Source organism: Hydrogenobaculum sp., assembly GCF_049967395.1.
In the GTDB taxonomy this organism is placed as follows: domain Bacteria; phylum Aquificota; class Aquificia; order Aquificales; family Aquificaceae; genus Hydrogenobaculum.
Map to the genome: position 1 here is coordinate 1 of NZ_JBMFST010000032.1, position 17711 is coordinate 17711.

Sequence of the window (17711 nt, forward strand, 5' to 3'; positions counted from 1 at the left end):
ATACTTGCCTTCTATCAATATCCTTATGAGATAAGGAGAATGCTTAGTACTACGAACCTTATAGAAAGTGTAAATAGCAAGATAAGAAAAGTGACCGATAGCAAAAGAGTATTTCCAAGTGATGATGCTCTTTTAAAAGTTGCTTATGGTGTAATCCTAGAACTAGAAGACAAGTGGATAAAACCCATAAAAGATTGGGATATTATAAGAAAACAACTTGAAATCCTTTATCCAGGAGTGATACAATAATGTTTAGTAAGAGAGTTTACACAATTGATGAAACGGTCCCACAAAGAACTAGTAGATAAGGTAAGAGAGATAAATCCCGGCTATGCTAAATACCTTGAGAAATACGAATCAAATTATCTTGCATTCTTAAAATATCCTGAGCCAGTAAGAAAATACATATATACCACAAACATAGTGGAATCTGTAAATTCTGGCTTAGAGTTTATGAGAAACAAGCAAGGGTTTCGTGGCAGACTTGTAGGGTTCTTTAACTCTTTGAAAACGTTAGAGATCAACGCTTTTATACAATTTGCCAATCTCCACGACAAGTTTGCCACGGTCTACAAATGGCTAGATAAACCCAACCCTGTTATAGCTTCCCTAGTCTTACAAGCTTAGACAGCTCTTTGCCCTCAGATTTGATATCTCTGATGAGCTATCTTTATTAGACCTATGATAATCAATCTATATCAGCATCAAGCTTTTATCATATTGACTATATTAAGATATGGTGATAAAATGAATTTACACAATTTTAGGTATAGGGCTCTTATAATAGCTCTATGGATATATATATTAACAAACAATTCTATAAGAGCTCACTTTTTCCCATATAGTCATTGGGATGAAGTAGTTAGTGATTTTAAAAATCTTACAAGGTTTAAGTTAGCAGAAACAGGACCAAGACCTGGGTTACCCGGTTTTGTTCACGGGCTTGGATTGATAGACGTTAGCATAGTGCTTATGGCTGGAGTTGTGATGCATTTTCTTTTTCCATTTTCTTTAAAAGATCCTTCTTTGAAACCCATTGTATATATTTTCATGGAAATTCATGACTTTTTTGGAAACTCAATGTGGGTTTATATGGTAGGTCATGCCTTTATGGCACTGTTACACAGAGTAGTTTCTAAATAACTTTGCCCGGATTAAATAAATTTTTTGGATCAAAACCTTTTTTTATAGCTTTTAAAAGCTCAATACCAACGTCCTTTAATTGCCATTCTAAAAACTTCTTTTTTGTAAGACCAACTCCATGTTCACCGGTGATAGAACCCTGGTAATGAAGGGCCAACTCAAATACTTCATCTACTGCTTTTTCAGCCCTTTCTAATTCTTCTTTGCTTAGCTTATCGTAGAGTATGTTTACATGTAGATTACCATCTCCTATATGCCCAAAGTTAACTATGGTAAGATTGTATTTCTTTGCTATTTCGTTTATTTTTTTTAGCGCTTCAGACAGATATATTCGCGGAAAAACTATATCTTCGTTTATCTTGCCGGATTTTATGTTGGCAAGGGCCGGCCCTATATTTTTTCTTGCGCTCCAAAGCTTCTGCTCGTGCTGAGGATTTTCAGCTGGTATAACATCCGCCCCTAAAGATTTTAGTATGTTTGATACTTCTGTTTTTTCTTTTTCTACACTCTCTTTTTGCCCGTCAAGTTCTATCAACAAAACTCCTTCGGCATCTTCGGGAATACCAGCTGGATAGAATTTTTGCACAGCTTGTATAGAATTTTTGTCCATGAATTCCAATGCGCATGGTAATATACCAGATGTCAATATTTTAGTTACAGATTTACCTATATTTTCTATATTATCGAAGATGCCCATTATAGTTGATTTGTAGGGTGGTTTTGGTATCAATTTTAATATAGCTTTTGATACTATGCCAAGCGTCCCTTCAGAGCCAACTACAAGCCTAGTTAGATCATACCCTGCCACATCTTTTATTATAGGGTTTCCAGTTTTTAACAGCTTTCCCTCTTTTATATACATTTCTAGACCTAACACGTATTCCCTTGTAACCCCGTACTTCAGACACCTTGGGCCACCGGCGTTCTCTGCTATATTCCCCCCTATTGTAGAATACTTAAAACTAGAGGGGTCTGGTGGATAAAATAAACCTAGAGATTCTACATAGTCTTGGAATTCTGATGTAATAACCCCTGGCTCTACATAAGCCGTGGTGTTGTCCACATCCACATGAAATTTATTCATCTTTTCAAGAGATATAACCAAAGAACCATCTACCACCGGTGTGGCACCACCTGTTAAGCCTGATCCAGCACCTCTTGGTACCATTGGTATATCTTCTTCATAACAAATTTTTACTATAGTTTCTATATCTTCTGAAGATGTGGGAAAAGCAACAGCTATAGGAGTAGTATGTTCTATTGGTATCGCAGTTGCATCGTAAGAGTAAAGTTTTCTCTCTACTATAGAATCATTAATCTTGTCGCCCAAAGCGTCTTTAAGTTTTTTCAATCTTTTATCCATGTATTAGATAATAGCCTAAATCTTAAGCGATTCAAGGGTTTTAATCATTAGGAGCTATGTGCCATGCTCCCAAGAAGACATATAGGCTATCTGCTCTGGCGTAAGCACATCAATCTCTATACCCATGGAATCAAGCTTTAGCTTAGCCACTTTTTGGTCTATGTCATCTGGTACCTTATACACATCTTTTTCTAATTTGCTATGGTTATTTAAAATATACTCTGCGGATAGAGCCTGATTGGCAAAGGACATATCCATAACAGAAGCTGGATGTCCTTCGGCAGCTGCTAAGTTCACAAGCCTTCCCTCTGCTAACACGTATATACGTTTTTTACCGCTTTTAGTATTGATAATATATTCTTTAACCATAGGTCTTTTATCGTTTATCTCTATTGCAACACTTTCTAAATACCTAACATCTATCTCTACATCAAAGTGCCCTGAATTTGATAATATAGCTCCGTCCTTTATTACTTCAAAATGTTCTTGTCTTATAACTTTTGTATTTCCTGTTACAGTGACAAATATATCCCCCAATGGAGCTGCTTTTTCCATTGGCATAACCAAGAAACCATCCATCCTCGCCTCTAAAGCCTTTAGAGGATCTACCTCTGTAACTATAACATTGGCACCCATACCCCTTGCTCTCATGGCTACACCTTTACCGCACCAGCCATAACCAGCTACTACAAAAGTAGAACCTGCTATAAGACGATTTGTAGCTCTTAATATACCATCTAGTGTAGATTGTCCTGTACCATACCTGTTGTCAAACATGTGTTTTGTAAGAGCATCGTTTACTGCTATAACTGGAAATTTAAGCGCTTTATCTTTTGCCATGGCTTTTAGCCTTATTACACCCGTTGTTGTTTCTTCCATTGCTCCGAAAATCTTTTTAGTGAGTTCTTCGTATTCTTTATGAGCGGTAGAAATCAAATCTGCCCCATCGTCTATCAGTATGTTTGGGTTTTTATCTAAAATGCTTCTTAAATGCTTATAAAACGTATCGTTATCCTCCCCTTTTATTGCAAATACAGGGATATCATAATCTTTTACCAGTGAAGCGGCTACATCGTCTTGAGTTGAAAGCGGGTTTGAAGCGCAAAGATATACGTTTGCTCCCCCTTCTTTTAACGTTATCATAAGATTTGCTGTTTCTGTAGTTACATGAAGGCAAGCTCCTATGGTTATACCATGAAAAGGTTTTGTCTTAGAGAATTCTTCTCTTATAGATTTTAATACAGGCATATCGATACCAGCCCATTCAATCCTATCTTTTCCTTGCTTAGCCAAACTAATATCTTTTATATCGTAGTTCATTCTATTTAACCTCCTTCTTTATTTTAAATGTGCACTTATCGTGTCCTTGGGCTTGGCAAGACGTCTCTACAACACTATATTTTGTCTGCAGTAATTCTGTCAAAAAACCGCTGAAAAATCCAGCCATTGGTTCACAAACAGGTTTTTTACTTTCTGGTATTGCTTCTACAAGTATGGAGCCCTCTACGTATATCTCCATATTTTCTACAGATGTTTCCATAAACGTTATTAGCCTTGATGATTCAGCTATTATAGTCAGCAAGTCTAAAGCTTCTGAAAGCTTATCCGTAGTTACTTCGTAGCGCTCTTTAAGCGTTATTGCACCCTTTTTCCCCCCAAGTTCTGCTGCTTTTTTAACAAACGCACCTATGCCTAACTTATTTAACTTAAAAAGCTCTTTATAACCATCTATGAGAGCGGATCTATGTATTAGAACAGACTCCCTTTCTATGGCTTCTGCTAATATCCTTAGATTATCTCTAAATTCCATATCTTCACCCACCCTACTATTATATCATCATAAAATAGCTTCGTCGTAATCTATATAATCGTAAGTTTCCCTGCTTCTTATTAGCTTATATTTTCCATTTTCCACAAGCACTTCTGCCGCTCTCGGCCTTATATTATAATGGCTTGACATAGAAAATCCGTAAGCACCAGCGCTTAACACAGCAAGATAATCCCCTCTGTCTAATTTATGTATTTCTCTATCTTGAGCTAAAAAGTCTCCGGTTTCACATATGGGTCCTACTATATCAGTTTTTATAAAAACTTCTTTATATTTGTTGTGAATAGGGACTATATGGTGATAAGCCCCATATATAGATGGCCTTATAAGGTCATTCATACCTGCATCTACTATTACAAAATGTTTATGGCCTTTATCTTTTAAAAATTGTACTTCTGTTATTAAAATACCAGCATTACCTACCATAGACCTGCCTGGTTCTAAACAAAGCTTTGCTTTTATATCTTTAAAAGCCGGATACAAAGCTTCTTTTAAATCTTTAGGATGCGGTTCCTGTTCTTCTGGTTTATACTTTATACCTAAACCTCCTCCCATATCTATATACTTAATATCAAATCCATCTTTTACGAGTTGATCGTAAAGTTCCCTCACTTTCTCAGAAGCCTCTATATATGGTGATACATCTAAAAGCTGGGAACCTATATGGCAGTGAATACCTATTACATTCAAATGTTTTAAGCTTTTAGCATACTGATACTCTTTGTATGCAGTTTTTATATCAACCCCAAATTTACTTTTTTTCATACCGGTTGATATGTAAGGATGAGTTTTAGGATCTACGTCTGGATTTACCCTTATCGCCACGTTGGCTTTTTTCCCAAGATTTTTTGCTATATCGTTTAATACGTCTAGCTCCATTGAAGATTCCACGTTGAACATTTTGATTTCAGCTTCAACGGCAGCTCTTAACTCTTGCATAGTTTTACCGACGCCTGCATAAACTATTTGAGAAGGCTCTATACCAGCTTTTATGGCTTTTCTTAGCTCGCCACCGGAAACTATATCTGCTCCAAAGCCCTCATCTTTTAAAAGCTTTACAATACTTAAATTTCCATTTGCCTTCAAAGCGTAGTGAAAATCGGTATCTTTAAATGCTTCTTTATAGGCTTTAGCTTTATCTTTTATGTAAGAAGCTGAATATACATAAAGAGGCGTCCCGAATTCTTTAGCTAGCTCCTCTAAATCCACGTTTTCTAAAAATAGTTTATCTTCTTTGTAATCTAAATACCTGTTGTAATCTTTCAACATATTCTCTCCTCTCTTGTGATATAACAAACTGCTACAGAAAACTCCTTCTCATGAGATATAGATATAAAAGGTTTTAGTTTTTGGGCTTTTAGAAAATCATTTAAATAGACATCTTTAACCCTCAACTCCGGTGATCCGTTTTTAGATTTTACTATTTCAAAATCTTTAAAACTAAAACGCCTAACGAATAAAAATGAAAAAGCTTTTATAGAGGCTTCTTTTGCAGCGAACCTACCAGATAGACACTCAATATTCATTTTGCATAAACTTATCTCATAGTCTGTATATACCCTATTCAAAAAATGATAACCAAACCTTTCTACGGCTTTGGCTATCCTTACGTTTTTTATAATGTCTATACCTAACAATCCTCTTTTAACCCTAGATTTTTAAGCATTGTAATAGCTGGACACCAATTTGTAAAAGCAGATTGTATTTGGTTTATAGCCATAAACAAGATTAGGAGTTTCCAAAGAAATCCTACGTCAGAACCCAATATACCAAATAAAAAAACAAAAAGAAGCATGCTACCAGATAACAATCTAAGACCTTGATTAACTGTTAAGTTTTTAAGAAAATCCATATTTACCTCCTTCTATACTAGTACTTCAGAAGCTACTTCTTCTGGATGAGCAATTCTACCTAAAACAGCACTAGCAGCAACTACTGCTGGACTTGCTAAATAGGCTTCACTTTGCGGATGGCCCATGCGACCAGGGAAGTTTCTATTAGAAGTAGATATGCATTTCTCACCCTTTGCAAGTATCCCCATGTGCCCACCTAAGCAAGGACCACAGGTTGAGGTGCTTACAGCACATCCCGCTTCTATAAATATATCTATCAGGCCTTCGTGAAGAGCTTGTAAATATACGTTTTTTGAAGCCGGTATAACAATGCATCTTACGTAAGGGTGAACCTTCTTACCCTTTAGTATGCTCGCAGCTATTCTTAAATCCTCAATACGGCCGTTTGTGCAAGAACCTATGAAAGCTTGATCTATAGTTATATGAGTAGATTCAGAGACTGGATGCACATTTGAAGGTAAATAAGGCCACGCCACCATTGGCTCTATAGAAGAAGCATCCCACTCGTATACTTCCACATATTGAGCATCTTTATCACTTTGATATATTTTGTAAGGTTTTTTTGCTCTTTTTTCTACATACTCTATGGTTTTTTCGTCTGGAGATATTATACCGCTCTTTCCGCCGGCTTCTATTGCCATATTTGCTATAGTAAGCCTTTGCGATATATCTAAACTTCTTATGGCTTCTCCGTCAAACTCCATAGCTCTATAAAGTGCACCATCAACACCTATTTGGCCTATTGTATAAAGTATCAAATCTTTACCGCTAACCCATTTGTTGAGCTTTCCGTAAAATATAAATTTCATTGATTCTGGCACTTTTAACCATATCTCGCCAGTGGCCATAGCATAGGCTAAGTCTGTGCTTCCTACGCCTGTAGAAAAAGCCCCAATACCCCCATAAGTGCAAGTGTGAGAGTCAGCTCCTACCACCAAATCACCTGGTACAACTATTCCGTTCTCTGGTAACAGCGTATGTTCTATGCCTTCACCTTCTCCAAAAAACCATTTTATATTGTGCTTTTTAGCAAAATCTCTTACTATTTTAGCTTGCTCTGCAGATTTTATGTCTTTTGCTGGAACAAAGTGAGATAGGACAAGCGCAATCTTATCCTTGTCAAATATTCTTTCTATGCCGTATTTTTCTAAAGTTTTTATAGATAAAGGGGCAGTAACGTCATTGGCCATAGCCAAGTCTATTTTGGCGGTAACGAGTTCTCCAGGAAACACTTCCTTTCTTCCAGCATGATCTGCAATTATTTTTTCAGTAATAGTATGTCCCATATAATCACCTCTTAAAATCTAGCTAACTATTTTACAGTATAAGAAATGCGTTGTCAACAGTGGCTTTCTCATATGTTAACCACATCTTTATCAATTTTGGGCTCTACGCTATTTTCTTTTTTCTCTAATGATTCCTCTTGTTTGCAAGCATTTTTTACTTCAACGCCGTGTAGACTAAGTATCTCTACAAACTCTTTACAATCTATAGTTTCTTTCTCCATTAACCTTTTTACCACACTGCTTAAGGCTTCCTTGTTCTCGGCTATGATCCTTTTTGTTTCTTCGTAAGCAGAAGCTAGGAGCTTTTGTACTTCTTTGTCTATCTCTTTTAGAAGATCTGGACTACCTTCCATAACTGTAGAGCCTCCAAGGAAAGGATTGACGTTTCTTCTTACAGATATCGGTCCTACATTCTCGCTCATTCCCCAAGTAGCCACTATACGGTAAGCTAAATCGGTAGCTCTTTGAAGATCGTTTTCTGCTCCTGTAGTTATACCATCTTTACCGTAAAACACCTCTTCTGCGCATCTTCCACCCATAAGTATGTGTATCCTTGAGAGAAGATCTGCTTTGTCGTATATATGCTTATCGTCTATTGGAAGTTGTGTAGTAACTCCTAAAGCCATACCCCTTGGTATAATTGAAACTTTGTGAAGAGGGTCTGCATTCGGCATCATCAGTCCCATTAAAGCGTGTCCTGCTTCATGAACGGCTATCTTTTCTTTTTCTTTTGGTGATATAGCCATGCCTCTTCTTTCCAATCCCATCATAACTCTATCTATGGCTTCTTCCAAATCTTCCATATGTATAAGATCTTTTCTTTTTCTAGCTGCCAAAAGAGCTGCTTCGTTTAATATGTTCTCAAGGTCAGCTCCAGTAAATCCTGGTGTTGCTCTTGCTATAAGTTCCAAATCTACATCCTTTGCAAGGGGTTTATTTTTGGCGTGCACTTTTAATATCTCGTATCTTCCCTTTACGTCTGGCTTTGGAATAAATATCTGCCTATCAAATCTTCCCGGTCTTAAAAGGGCTGGGTCTAAAATATCTGGTCTATTTGTAGCTGCTATTATGAGTATGCCTTCAGAAGTATCAAAACCATCCATTTCTACCAAAAGCTGGTTTAATGTTTGTTCTCTTTCGTCATTGCCACCTAAGTTGATAGCTCCTCTTGTTCTTCCCACTGCATCTATCTCGTCTATAAATACTATACAAGGAGCATTTTTGCGAGCTGTTTCAAATGTATCTCTCATTCTGGCGGCGCCTACACCTACAAACATCTCAACGAAGTCTGAACCAGATACAGATATGAAAGGCACATGTGCTTCCCCCGCTAAAGCCTTAGCTAAAAGCGTCTTTCCAACACCTGGCTCTCCATAAAAGAGTATACCTTTTGGAGGTCTGCCACCTAACTTTCTAAATCTTGCTGGGTCTTTTAAATATTCTATAACTTCAGCTACCTCTTCTTTAACTTCATCCATGCCAGCTACGTTTTCTAGCTTTACGTTTGGTTTTTCTTCTATATAAACTTTTGCTTTTGATTTTCCAAAAGAGAACGCTCTTGTGGGTCCACCGTTTCCCATTTGTCTCATCATTAAAATCCAAATACCAGCAAACAAAAGCACTGGGAACCAAGATATCAGCATTGATACAAGCCAGTTTCCACTAGAGGATATATCTCCTCCGTTGGATGGTGAAGCATTTACCTTTACTCCGTCTTTTATCATTTCATCTATAATAGATGTATAACCTTTTGGAATATAGGTTTCTACTTTCTGGCCGTCTTTGGTATAAGCTACTATCTTATCACCTTTGATATCGGCCTCACCTATCTTGTTTTGTTTTACCATGTTGACCAATGTTGTTAAAGACATAGGAGTTGCACTTGGTGAGGATGAACCTTTCTCCTCAAACAAATTAAAAGCCACTATCATAAAGCCTATAATTAAAAACCAAATAAGAATATTCTTAGCTGTTTGCAAAACACTTACCTCCAAAATGAAGTGATAAATATAAATTTAAAATAAAATTAAAAATTAGCAATACTTTTCCAGATATTTTCTGCAAGGTTAATTTTCTGATTTTCGTCTGGGTTTTTATCTAGTTTCCATATGTTAATATGCTCTTCTATCATATTTTGAAGTATATCAGCATTTGAATATTGCGATGGTTCTTCATAATCAAAACCGTTTAAAATAAAGCCCACAGGTTTTATATTGTGGCTTTTAAGATAAAAATAGGTTAAAAAGCTATGGTTAAGCGTCCCAAGATAAGCTCTTGCTACAATAAGAGGCAACGCATGCAAAGATTTGATTAAATATGCATAATCTATGAGTGGTTTTGTTTTTATAGGCACAGAAATACCACCCGCTCCTTCAACTATAAGCACACTAGCTTTTTGTTCTTTTTCTTTTATCGTTTCAATTATTTTATCAACATCTATATCCACTTTTTCGTCTAAAGAGCAAGCGTAAGGGGACATTGGCTTTTTAAAAGTATATATTACGCTTTCTTGCCACGGTTTACCTAAAATTCTACTTACTCTGTAGGCATCTTCTGGTTTTTCATCAACACCGGTTTCTATAGGTTTTATATAATCGACATTTATACCGTTGTTTTTTAAATACCCAGCTAAAATAGCACTAATATATGTTTTCCCAACGCCAGTATCTGTAGCGCTTACAAACAATATCATTTTTTGCTTTGAATGGCCGTCTTGAGTTTTTCTATAAAATCATACACACCCACAACACCTTGGAATTCTTCATTTTTACTTCTAAGTGAAACCGTCTTTTCTTGAGCCTCTTTATCACCTACTACCAAAAGTATCGGTATTTTCTGAAGCTCGTTGTCCCTTATTTTTGCGTTCATTCTTTCTGGCCTATCGTCTATATAGGCTCTGATGTTTTGGGCTTTTAAAAGCTCAAAAACTTCCCTGGCGTAGTCTAAATGCCTATCGGCTATAGGTATTATAGAAACTTGTATAGGAGAAAGCCAAATTGGTAAATGACCTGCGTAATGCTCGATCAAAACACCTGTAAACCTTTCTATAGAACCAAGCAAAGCTCTATGTATTATGTATGGCCTATGCTTTTTATTGTCTTCTCCTACATATGTAAGATCAAAGCGCTCCGGAAGATTAAAATCAAACTGTATGGTAGAGCACTGCCAAAATCTACCTATAGCGTCTTTTATTTTTATATCTATCTTAGGACCGTAAAAAGCACCTCCACCTTCATCTATTTCATATTTTTTATCAAGGACCTCTAGGGCTTCTTTTAAAGCTTCTTCAGATATTTTCCAGTTTTCCTCCGTGCCTATGGCATCTTTTGGTTTTGTGGATATAAATATTTGATAATCTGAAAAGCCAAAATCCCTAAGAACATCAAAAGCTAATTCAAGCGTTTCTTTTATTACACTTTTAACATCTTCTTCTTTGCAAAAGATATGTGCATCATCTTGTGTAAAACCTCTTACCCTCATCAAGCCGTGTAAAACTCCTGACATTTCGTATCTATAGACGGTACCAAGTTCAGCTATTTTGATAGGAAGCTCTTTATGACTTCTTATCTTTGATTTGTAAATGGCCATATGAAAAGGACAATTCATAGGTTTTACATAATAAGATTCTTCCTCAATCTTCATTTCTGGAAACATGTTTTCTTTGTAATAGCTAAGATGTCCACTTGTTTCCCACAACGTTGATTTTCCTACGTGAGGTGTATATACAAACTGATAATTTAAAGCCCTATGCTTTTCTTTTAGATAATCTTCCACCACTTGACGTAACACGGCACCTTTTGGAAGCCAAATTATGAGCCCAGGGCCCACTTGTTCATCTATTGTAAAAAGCTCAAGCTCTTTACCCAATCTTCTATGATCTCTTTTTTTGGCCTCTTCGTAAAGTTTTAGCCTTTCTTCAAGCTCTTTTTCCGTCCAAAAGGCTATGCCGTATATTCTTTGGAGCATCGGTTTTGAAGCATCTCCTCTCCAATAAGCCCCAGCTATAGAGCTAAGCTTAAAGGCCCCAGCTAGCGCTGTGTTGGAAATATGCGGTCCTCTACATAAATCTACAAATTCTCCTTGTTCGTATACGCTTATCTTGGCATCGTTTGGCAAAGAGTTTATGATATCTAACTTATAAACTTCTTTTTTGTTTTCAAAAAACTTTAAAGCCTCTTCCCTTGAAAGTTCCTTTCTTTTAATGTCTAAGCTTCTTTTTATTATTTCTCTCATTTTATCTTCTATAGTTTTTAAATCGTCTTCACCTATATGGTGCCCTTCTACTTCTACATCGTAGAAAAAACCATCCTCAGTGGTTGGTCCTATCCCAAGATGTACTTTTTCATCTCCGTATATTTCTTTTAAGGCTTGCGCCATAATGTGTGCTAAAGAATGCCTTAATATGTCGAGGCTTTCTTTATCTTGTTTTGTTATGGGTTTTAACGTTCCACCGTGGTATATGGGTGTTTGAAGGTCGTAGATGATACCGTCTATAGATATTCCTATAACATTTTTTGAATCTAAGTTTAAAGCTTTTAAAAGCTCGCTACCAACGATACCTTCTTGTAAATCATATTCTTGATTGTTAAATACTATCTTCATGCTTGTACCTCTTTATACGTTGAATCTGAAATATATTATATCACCATCTTTTACAATGTAGTCTTTTCCTTCTAACCTTATAAGCCCTTGCTCTTTTGCTTTTGTCATGGATTTAACTTTTATATAATCGTCATAGTTTATTACTTCCGCAGCTATAAACCCTCTTTCTATATCAGAGTGTATTTTGCCGGCAGCCTTTTGAGCTTTGGTGTCTTTTGTAATAGTCCAAGCCCTAGACTCTTTTGGGCCAGCAGTGAAAAATGTAATAAGCCCTAAAAGTCTATATCCACTTTTAATAACAGAAGATAAGCCGGTTTCTTTTAGACCATAAAGATTTAAAATTTCTTGAATTTCCTCTTTTGACATATCGATCATTTCCGATTCTAACTTTGCGCACACTGGAATCACTGGAGCATTTTCTTTTTCTGCATATTCCAACAGACTTTTGTAATGTTTGTTAGAAATAGGTTCTTGGATTTCCTCTTCAGATAAATTTGCTACAAACATTGTAGGTTTAATACTAAGAAGAAATAGCTTATTCTTGGCGTAATCTTTCTCTTCTTCTGTAAGCTCAGCCCTTCTTAAAGGTACCATTGAATTGAGAATTTCTTCAAACTTTCTCAAGTGTTCTAACTCTTGCTTTGCTTCAGCGTTCCCGCCTTTTGCAATTTTTTCTATTTTTTGAATAGCTTTTTGCACAGATTCCAAGTCTTTTGCGATAAGCTCTAAATCTATAATTTCTATATCCCTTACGGGATTTACAGAGCCTTCCACGTGTGTAATATTCTCGTCTTCAAAACATCTTACGACTTGGACTATAGCATCTACGTTTCTTATGTGTGATAAAAATTGATTTCCAAGACCTTCACCCTTACTCGCACCTCTTACCAAACCGGCTATATCCACAAACTCTATAAACGTTGGCACTATTTTGGCTGAATTTTCCAACTTAGCTATTTCGTAAAGTCTTTCGTCTGGGACCTCTACTGTACCTACGTTTGGTTCTATTGTACAAAATGGATAGTTAGCGGCCTGGGCTTTGGCCGCTTTTATAAGAGCATTAAATAACGTAGACTTTCCTACGTTTGGTAAACCAACTATACCACAACTAAGGGGCATCTATTCTTTCTTTTCCTCTGGTTTTTCTCCTTTCTCCCCTTCTTCTAAGGCTTTTTTGGCTCCTTCTATAGCACCGTTAGCGGCCGCTGAAGCCACTTTTATTATGCTTTGAGCTACGTTCATAAGCTTGGTGGTTATCTCTTTGCCTTTTTCCAATGGTATTTCCACTATGCTTTTGCCTTCTTTGTCCAAACCAAGCTCTTTCTTTATCTTAGCTATTTCTTCTTCCAAGCTTTCAATAGCTTTTTTTACATCTACTTTTTCTTCCATATTCCACCTCCTTATTTATATTATAAAGCTTTTCATATAATTTAGCTATGTGTTTAAGCATGAAAAATACTTTTTAGTTCTTCTGCAAGCGTTTTACATCCAAGTTCTTCAAAATATTTTTCAAGCTCTTCATCTTCAAGCTTACCTATTTGCCATATTAAAGAATCTAAGTGTATCATGTTTATATTGGGCAAACTTGCCAAAACATCTTCAAAAAAAGCTATTATTTTGCTATCGTCAAGCTCTTTTAAGCCTATTTTTTGAACAAAATGTTTTACCCTTGAATCCACCGGTATAGGTATACCGCCAAAGTCAAAATCCTTGCAACCTTCCATAACAAGTCCTACACCTAAGCATTTCATTGCAAAAGCTATAGTCTTTTTCTCTTTTTTAGACTTCATTGTGAAAGCTAACTCCTCCCATATGTCTTTGAAATGTCTTTTAAAATAAGTTGTGCTTTTTTGTTTCCACATTGTTTTTGCAAGGTTTGAATTAAAAAAGTTGTTTACCCTTTTTATCTTCCCTTTGTAAGACCTTTCTTTTTCGTAAAAGCTTAAAAAAGTATTTCTGAGCGATTCAAGATCTTTTTTATTTTCATTTTGCAACAAGTGATTTTTTAATATTGGAAAATACTTTTCTTGAGCTTTTCCCTTTAACTGGTAAGCATTTAAACCGCTAACAACCATTATGATTGCAAAAGCCCCAAAATGGTACAACGGTTTTAAGTCTTTAAAGTAAATATACTCTGGTTCTTTTGATACTATTTTATCCCAAGCTGATTGTGGTATTTTTTTTAAAATTTCTTCAAGTTTTTTTCTTTTCATTATCTTGTATTATCTGAAGCATATTTTTTGCCGCTTCTTGTTCTGCATACTTTTTACTGTTGCCTTTTCCCGTTGTCCTTAAACCTTTAAACAGACATTCAACGGTAAAGGTTTTCTTATGCTCTGGACCTTCTACGCTTATAACGTTGTATATAGGTCTTTCTTTCCATTTTTTCTGGGTTATCTCTTGCAACGTTGTTTTATAGTCTTGTCTTAAGCTATTTGAATTAACTATTTCAAGTATTTGGCTTTTAAAATGATGTTCAAATAAACTTTTTACTAGTTTACAATCATACCCACTGTCTATATATATGGCAGCCCAAAAAGCTTCAAATACATCACAAAGGATAGAAGGATTTTTATTAGAACCCTTAAGTTCTTCGCCTTTGCTTATAAGTATATATTTGTCAAAGTTTAGAGATTTGGCTAGACTAGATAAAAACTCCTCGCTTATTAAAAAAGATTTTAGTTGAGAGAGCTCACCCTCTTTCTTATTTGGAAAAGCCTCCACCAATATATTTACTGTCATGAAATTAACAAGAGCATCACCCAAAAATTCTAAAACTTCATAGTTTTCAGCGCTTTTAGAAAAAGATATATGAGTAAAAGCTTTTTTTATTAAATTTTTATCTTTAAATCTATAACCTATTTTTTCTTCTAAAAGCTCAAAACTATCCATTTAATTATATATTTAGTCAACTTTGCTGAATATTATACAGGAGTTTGTACCTCCAAAACCAAAAGAGTTTGACAAAACGTTCCTTACCTCGTGCTGTATAGCTTTGTTTGGTACATAGTCCAAATCACACTCAGGATCTGGATTTTCAAGGTTTATAGTTGGTGGTATTATACCAGTTTCAATGGTTTTGATAGATGCCACCGCCTCTACCGCCGACGCTGCTCCAAGCAAATGTCCAATCATAGATTTATTGGAACTTATCTTCAGCTTGTAAGCGTAGTCTTTAAAGACTTTCTTTATTGCCAGGGTTTCTATCTTATCGTTTAGCGGTGTAGAAGTACCGTGAGCGTTTATATAATCTATATCTTCTGGATTTAGAGAAGCGTCTTTTAACGCAAGTCTCATACACATAGCAGCGCCTTCTCCATCTGTGCATGGAGCCGTCACATGGAAAGCGTCGTCTGTAGCCGCGTAACCTTTTATCTCAGCATATATTTTTGCTCCTCTTTTTTTAGCGTGCTCGTACTCTTCTAATATCAATATTCCAGAACCTTCTCCCATCACAAAGCCATCTCTTTGGCTATCAAAAGGCCTTGAGGCTTTTTGAGGTTCATCGTTCCTAGTTGAGAGAGCTTTTAGCGAAGCAAAACCAGCTACACCAAGTGGGGTTATGGCACTTTCTGTGCCGCCAGCTATCATAATATCAGCATCGCCTCTTTGTATAATCCTAAATGCATCTCCTATAGAGTGATTACCTGTGGCACAGGCCGATACTACACAATAGTTTGGTCCCCTAAATCCATATTTTATAGCTATGACACCAGACGCCATGTTAGCTATGCCATAAGGTATAAAGAAGGGGGAAACCCTTCTTGCGCCCTTTTCGTTTAATGTCTCATTTTGCTCTTCTATATCTTTTAATCCACCTATACCTGTGCCAACTATGACACCAACCCTATCTTTATCTATGTTGGCGTTTTCAAGATTGGCATCTTTCATGGCTTCCATTGCAGCTGCATAAGCAAACTTTATAAAGTCTGATAGTTTTTGAGCATCTTTTTTATCAAAGTAGGCTTCCGCATTAAAGTTTTTTACTTCAGCGGCTATTTTAACCGTTAAACCATATTTATCCGGGTCAAAAGAAGAAATCGTGTCTATACCGCTTTTACCAGCTACAAGATTTTGCCAAAACTCATTTACATTGTTTCCTATAGGTGATACAACGCCTATGCCTGTAATAACTACTCTTCTCATTTTAACTTTTCGTTTAAATAGTTTATAACATCACCTACGGTCTTTATCTTTTCGGCATCCTCATCTGGTATTTCTATATTAAATTCTTCTTCAAAGCTCATAATAAGCTCCACGACGTCAAGAGAATCAGCGCCCAGATCTTCTACAAATTTTGCGTCTGGAGTGAGTTTATCAACTTCTACTCCAAGCTGATCCGCTATTATTTCTTTGATTCTTTGTTCTCTGTCCATAAATGCCTCCTTTAATAAAATATTTAAATTTTACAACATACCACCGTTTACGTTGATTACTTCACCTGTTATATAAGACGCCTCTTCGGAAGCTAAGAACAATACGGCGTTTGCAACATCTTCTGGCAAGCCAAACCTTCCCAAAGGAATCTGCTTTTTATAAGCCTCTTTTACATCATCTGGTAAACTTTGAGTCATAGGAGTATCTATAAAACCAGGAGCCACCGCATTTACCGTAATACCCCTAGAGCCTACCTCTTTTGCTAAGGACTTTGTAAAACCTATAAGAGCTGCTTTTGTAGCAGAGTAGTTTGTTTGTCCTGCATTACCCATTATGCCAACGACTGATGATATATTTATCACACGACCCCAACGCTTTTTAATCATCTGCTTAACAATAGGTTGAGTTATGTAAAATATCGATGTAAAATTTACTTTTATAACCTCTTCCCATTCTTCTTTTTTCATCCTTATAAAAAGATTATCTTTAGTTATACCTGCGTTGTTTACAAGGATATCTACGGTTGTTGTCTTTTCTATTGCTTGTATAGTATTTTCTATAGAATTTATATCCAATAAGTTTAACTCAAAAGCATAGGTTTTAACGTTGTATCTATTTTTTATTTCGTTTGCCGTCTCTTCTGCATCGCTTTTGATAGGGGCTGTTATTATGATATCTGCTCCGTTTTCTGCAAGTTTTTGAGCGATGGCTTTTCCAATACCTCTGTTAGAACCTGTTATTAAAGCAGTTTTACCAGCTAGTTTCATATTTTAATATTATATCAAAAATATAAAATTTTTTCATTAGTTGAAATATTACTAGTTTATAATAGATTTAATGAGGATTAAAGATATAGCATCGCCTGATGATTTTGCAAATATAGCCTGGCTATGTGCTCTTGGGGCAAGAGTTTGTTATACAAAAAAAAGCTTAGAAGATCTTCTCCAAGAGTCTAAAATAACACAAAAAAAAGAGACGAAGGACTTTCTTTTAAGGCTTTGTTCTTACAAACACTTTTCTGTATTTTCTCATGCTTTTACATATAAAAAATTAGACAAAGAAAAAGCTGTATACTTGGCGGCAAAATATTTTAAAACCTACTGGAACGAGGAAACACCAGATATTATAGGCTTTAGTTTAAGACACTACTTAGAAGACTTAACAGAAGAAGAAAGAGATAAAACCATAGAAGATATATTAACACTTAATAAAGATTCTACGATTCCCAATGTAGTCGGCTCAGAAGACAATGTGACCCT

At 35.9% G+C, this 17711-nt stretch carries 20 protein-coding genes and 1 pseudogene; 4 read left to right on the forward strand and 17 right to left on the reverse strand.

What is annotated here, in order from left to right:
* The 3 genes from ACP5S8_RS05540 to ACP5S8_RS05550 form a co-directional block, all read left to right on the forward strand.
* Positions 1–249, forward strand: a 249-nt coding sequence (locus tag ACP5S8_RS05540) for a transposase (protein WP_461876041.1), incomplete at its 5' end; no start/stop codon positions are given.
* 27 nt (positions 250–276) lie between these two features.
* Entirely contained in the window at positions 277–627 is a 351-nt protein-coding gene (locus tag ACP5S8_RS05545; RefSeq protein WP_461876042.1) for a transposase, read from the forward strand.
* 54 nt (positions 628–681) lie between these two features.
* A complete protein-coding gene (locus tag ACP5S8_RS05550; RefSeq protein WP_461876043.1) occupies positions 682–1143 on the forward strand; it encodes a cytochrome b/b6 domain-containing protein in 462 nt (153 codons plus the stop codon).
* Here ACP5S8_RS05550 and ACP5S8_RS05555 read toward each other — a convergent pair.
* The 17 genes from ACP5S8_RS05555 to fabG all read right to left on the reverse strand — a co-directional run bounded on the left by ACP5S8_RS05555 (position 1136) and on the right by fabG (position 17219).
* Positions 1136–2506 carry an FAD-binding oxidoreductase gene (locus ACP5S8_RS05555; RefSeq protein ID WP_461870643.1) on the reverse strand — a complete coding sequence of 457 codons (1371 nt, stop codon included), beginning with the start codon at positions 2504–2506 and terminating at the stop codon, positions 1136–1138. The two genes, ACP5S8_RS05550 and ACP5S8_RS05555, sit on opposite strands and share 8 nt — an antisense overlap.
* A 54-nt stretch (positions 2507–2560) precedes the next feature.
* Positions 2561–3826 carry an adenosylhomocysteinase gene (gene ahcY, locus ACP5S8_RS05560; protein ID WP_461876044.1) on the reverse strand — a complete coding sequence of 422 codons (1266 nt, stop codon included), beginning with the start codon at positions 3824–3826 and terminating at the stop codon, positions 2561–2563.
* Position 3827: 1 nt separating this feature from the next.
* Positions 3828–4316 (reverse strand): V4R domain-containing protein, encoded by a 489-nt coding sequence (locus ACP5S8_RS05565; RefSeq protein ID WP_461870645.1) that lies wholly within the window; start codon positions 4314–4316, stop codon positions 3828–3830.
* A gap of 27 nt (positions 4317–4343) precedes the next feature.
* Complete coding sequence (lysA, locus tag ACP5S8_RS05570) at positions 4344–5603, reverse strand: diaminopimelate decarboxylase (protein WP_461870646.1); 1260 nt, start codon at positions 5601–5603, stop codon at positions 4344–4346.
* The gene (gene acpS, locus ACP5S8_RS05575) at positions 5597–5971 is read right to left on the reverse strand and encodes a holo-ACP synthase (protein ID WP_461870647.1); all 375 of its coding nucleotides are present in this window, start codon (positions 5969–5971) and stop codon (positions 5597–5599) included. Before acpS ends, lysA begins: the two co-directional genes overlap by 7 nt.
* On the reverse strand, positions 5965–6186 hold the full coding sequence (locus ACP5S8_RS05580) for a YgaP family membrane protein (protein WP_461870648.1): 222 nt from the start codon (positions 6184–6186) through the stop codon (positions 5965–5967). The genes acpS and ACP5S8_RS05580 overlap by 7 nt, the downstream gene beginning before the upstream one ends.
* A 12-nt stretch (positions 6187–6198) precedes the next feature.
* On the reverse strand, positions 6199–7473 hold the full coding sequence (gene leuC, locus ACP5S8_RS05585; protein ID WP_461870649.1) for a 3-isopropylmalate dehydratase large subunit: 1275 nt from the start codon (positions 7471–7473) through the stop codon (positions 6199–6201).
* 68 nt (positions 7474–7541) lie between these two features.
* On the reverse strand, positions 7542–9452 hold the full coding sequence (ftsH, locus tag ACP5S8_RS05590; RefSeq protein WP_461876045.1) for an ATP-dependent zinc metalloprotease FtsH: 1911 nt from the start codon (positions 9450–9452) through the stop codon (positions 7542–7544).
* 47 nt (positions 9453–9499) lie between these two features.
* Positions 9500–10165, reverse strand: coding sequence for a dethiobiotin synthase (bioD, locus tag ACP5S8_RS05595; protein WP_461876046.1), 666 nt, complete (start codon positions 10163–10165; stop codon positions 9500–9502).
* Entirely contained in the window at positions 10162–12075 is a 1914-nt protein-coding gene (gene thrS / locus ACP5S8_RS05600) for a threonine--tRNA ligase (protein ID WP_461870652.1), read from the reverse strand. The genes bioD and thrS overlap by 4 nt, the downstream gene beginning before the upstream one ends.
* 12 nt (positions 12076–12087) lie before the next feature.
* Positions 12088–13194, reverse strand: coding sequence for a redox-regulated ATPase YchF (gene ychF, locus ACP5S8_RS05605; RefSeq protein WP_461876047.1), 1107 nt, complete (start codon positions 13192–13194; stop codon positions 12088–12090).
* Positions 13195–13464: a hypothetical protein gene (locus ACP5S8_RS05610; protein ID WP_461870654.1), complete on the reverse strand. Its 270-nt coding sequence runs from the start codon at positions 13462–13464 to the stop codon at positions 13195–13197.
* A gap of 53 nt (positions 13465–13517) precedes the next feature.
* Positions 13518–14288 (reverse strand): N-glycosylase/DNA lyase, encoded by a 771-nt coding sequence (locus ACP5S8_RS05615; RefSeq protein ID WP_461876049.1) that lies wholly within the window; start codon positions 14286–14288, stop codon positions 13518–13520.
* Positions 14269–14967 carry a ribonuclease III gene (gene rnc / locus ACP5S8_RS05620; RefSeq protein ID WP_461870656.1) on the reverse strand — a complete coding sequence of 233 codons (699 nt, stop codon included), beginning with the start codon at positions 14965–14967 and terminating at the stop codon, positions 14269–14271. Before rnc ends, ACP5S8_RS05615 begins: the two co-directional genes overlap by 20 nt.
* A 12-nt stretch (positions 14968–14979) precedes the next feature.
* On the reverse strand, positions 14980–16221 hold the full coding sequence (gene fabF / locus ACP5S8_RS05625) for a beta-ketoacyl-ACP synthase II (RefSeq protein WP_461876050.1): 1242 nt from the start codon (positions 16219–16221) through the stop codon (positions 14980–14982).
* Positions 16218–16451 (reverse strand): acyl carrier protein, encoded by a 234-nt coding sequence (gene acpP, locus ACP5S8_RS05630; protein WP_012513553.1) that lies wholly within the window; start codon positions 16449–16451, stop codon positions 16218–16220. Before acpP ends, fabF begins: the two co-directional genes overlap by 4 nt.
* 30 nt (positions 16452–16481) lie before the next feature.
* Positions 16482–17219 (reverse strand): 3-oxoacyl-[acyl-carrier-protein] reductase, encoded by a 738-nt coding sequence (gene fabG, locus ACP5S8_RS05635; protein ID WP_461871300.1) that lies wholly within the window; start codon positions 17217–17219, stop codon positions 16482–16484.
* A gap of 70 nt (positions 17220–17289) precedes the next feature.
* Between fabG and ACP5S8_RS05640 the strand changes: the two are divergent.
* Positions 17290–17711, forward strand: a pseudogene (locus ACP5S8_RS05640) (FAD-dependent thymidylate synthase); the annotation flags it as partial.

Coding starts and splice junctions, on each gene's coding strand:
- ACP5S8_RS05580 (WP_461870648.1), bottom strand. CDS start 6,186: ATGGATTTTCTTAAAAACTTAACAGTTAATCAAGGTCTTAGATTGTTA.
- bioD (WP_461876046.1), bottom strand. CDS start 10,165: ATGATATTGTTTGTAAGCGCTACAGATACTGGCGTTGGGAAAACATAT.
- ahcY (WP_461876044.1), bottom strand. CDS start 3,826: ATGAACTACGATATAAAAGATATTAGTTTGGCTAAGCAAGGAAAAGAT.
- ACP5S8_RS05550 (WP_461876043.1), top strand. CDS start 682: ATGATAATCAATCTATATCAGCATCAAGCTTTTATCATATTGACTATA.
- leuC (WP_461870649.1), bottom strand. CDS start 7,473: ATGGGACATACTATTACTGAAAAAATAATTGCAGATCATGCTGGAAGA.
- acpP (WP_012513553.1), bottom strand. CDS start 16,451: ATGGACAGAGAACAAAGAATCAAAGAAATAATAGCGGATCAGCTTGGA.
- rnc (WP_461870656.1), bottom strand. CDS start 14,967: ATGGATAGTTTTGAGCTTTTAGAAGAAAAAATAGGTTATAGATTTAAA.
- ACP5S8_RS05610 (WP_461870654.1), bottom strand. CDS start 13,464: ATGGAAGAAAAAGTAGATGTAAAAAAAGCTATTGAAAGCTTGGAAGAA.
- fabG (WP_461871300.1), bottom strand. CDS start 17,219: ATGAAACTAGCTGGTAAAACTGCTTTAATAACAGGTTCTAACAGAGGT.
- fabF (WP_461876050.1), bottom strand. CDS start 16,221: ATGAGAAGAGTAGTTATTACAGGCATAGGCGTTGTATCACCTATAGGA.
- ACP5S8_RS05565 (WP_461870645.1), bottom strand. CDS start 4,316: ATGGAATTTAGAGATAATCTAAGGATATTAGCAGAAGCCATAGAAAGG.
- lysA (WP_461870646.1), bottom strand. CDS start 5,603: ATGTTGAAAGATTACAACAGGTATTTAGATTACAAAGAAGATAAACTA.
- thrS (WP_461870652.1), bottom strand. CDS start 12,075: ATGAAGATAGTATTTAACAATCAAGAATATGATTTACAAGAAGGTATC.
- ychF (WP_461876047.1), bottom strand. CDS start 13,194: ATGCCCCTTAGTTGTGGTATAGTTGGTTTACCAAACGTAGGAAAGTCT.
- ACP5S8_RS05615 (WP_461876049.1), bottom strand. CDS start 14,288: ATGAAAAGAAAAAAACTTGAAGAAATTTTAAAAAAAATACCACAATCA.
- ACP5S8_RS05555 (WP_461870643.1), bottom strand. CDS start 2,506: ATGGATAAAAGATTGAAAAAACTTAAAGACGCTTTGGGCGACAAGATT.
- ACP5S8_RS05545 (WP_461876042.1), top strand. CDS start 277: ATGAAACGGTCCCACAAAGAACTAGTAGATAAGGTAAGAGAGATAAAT.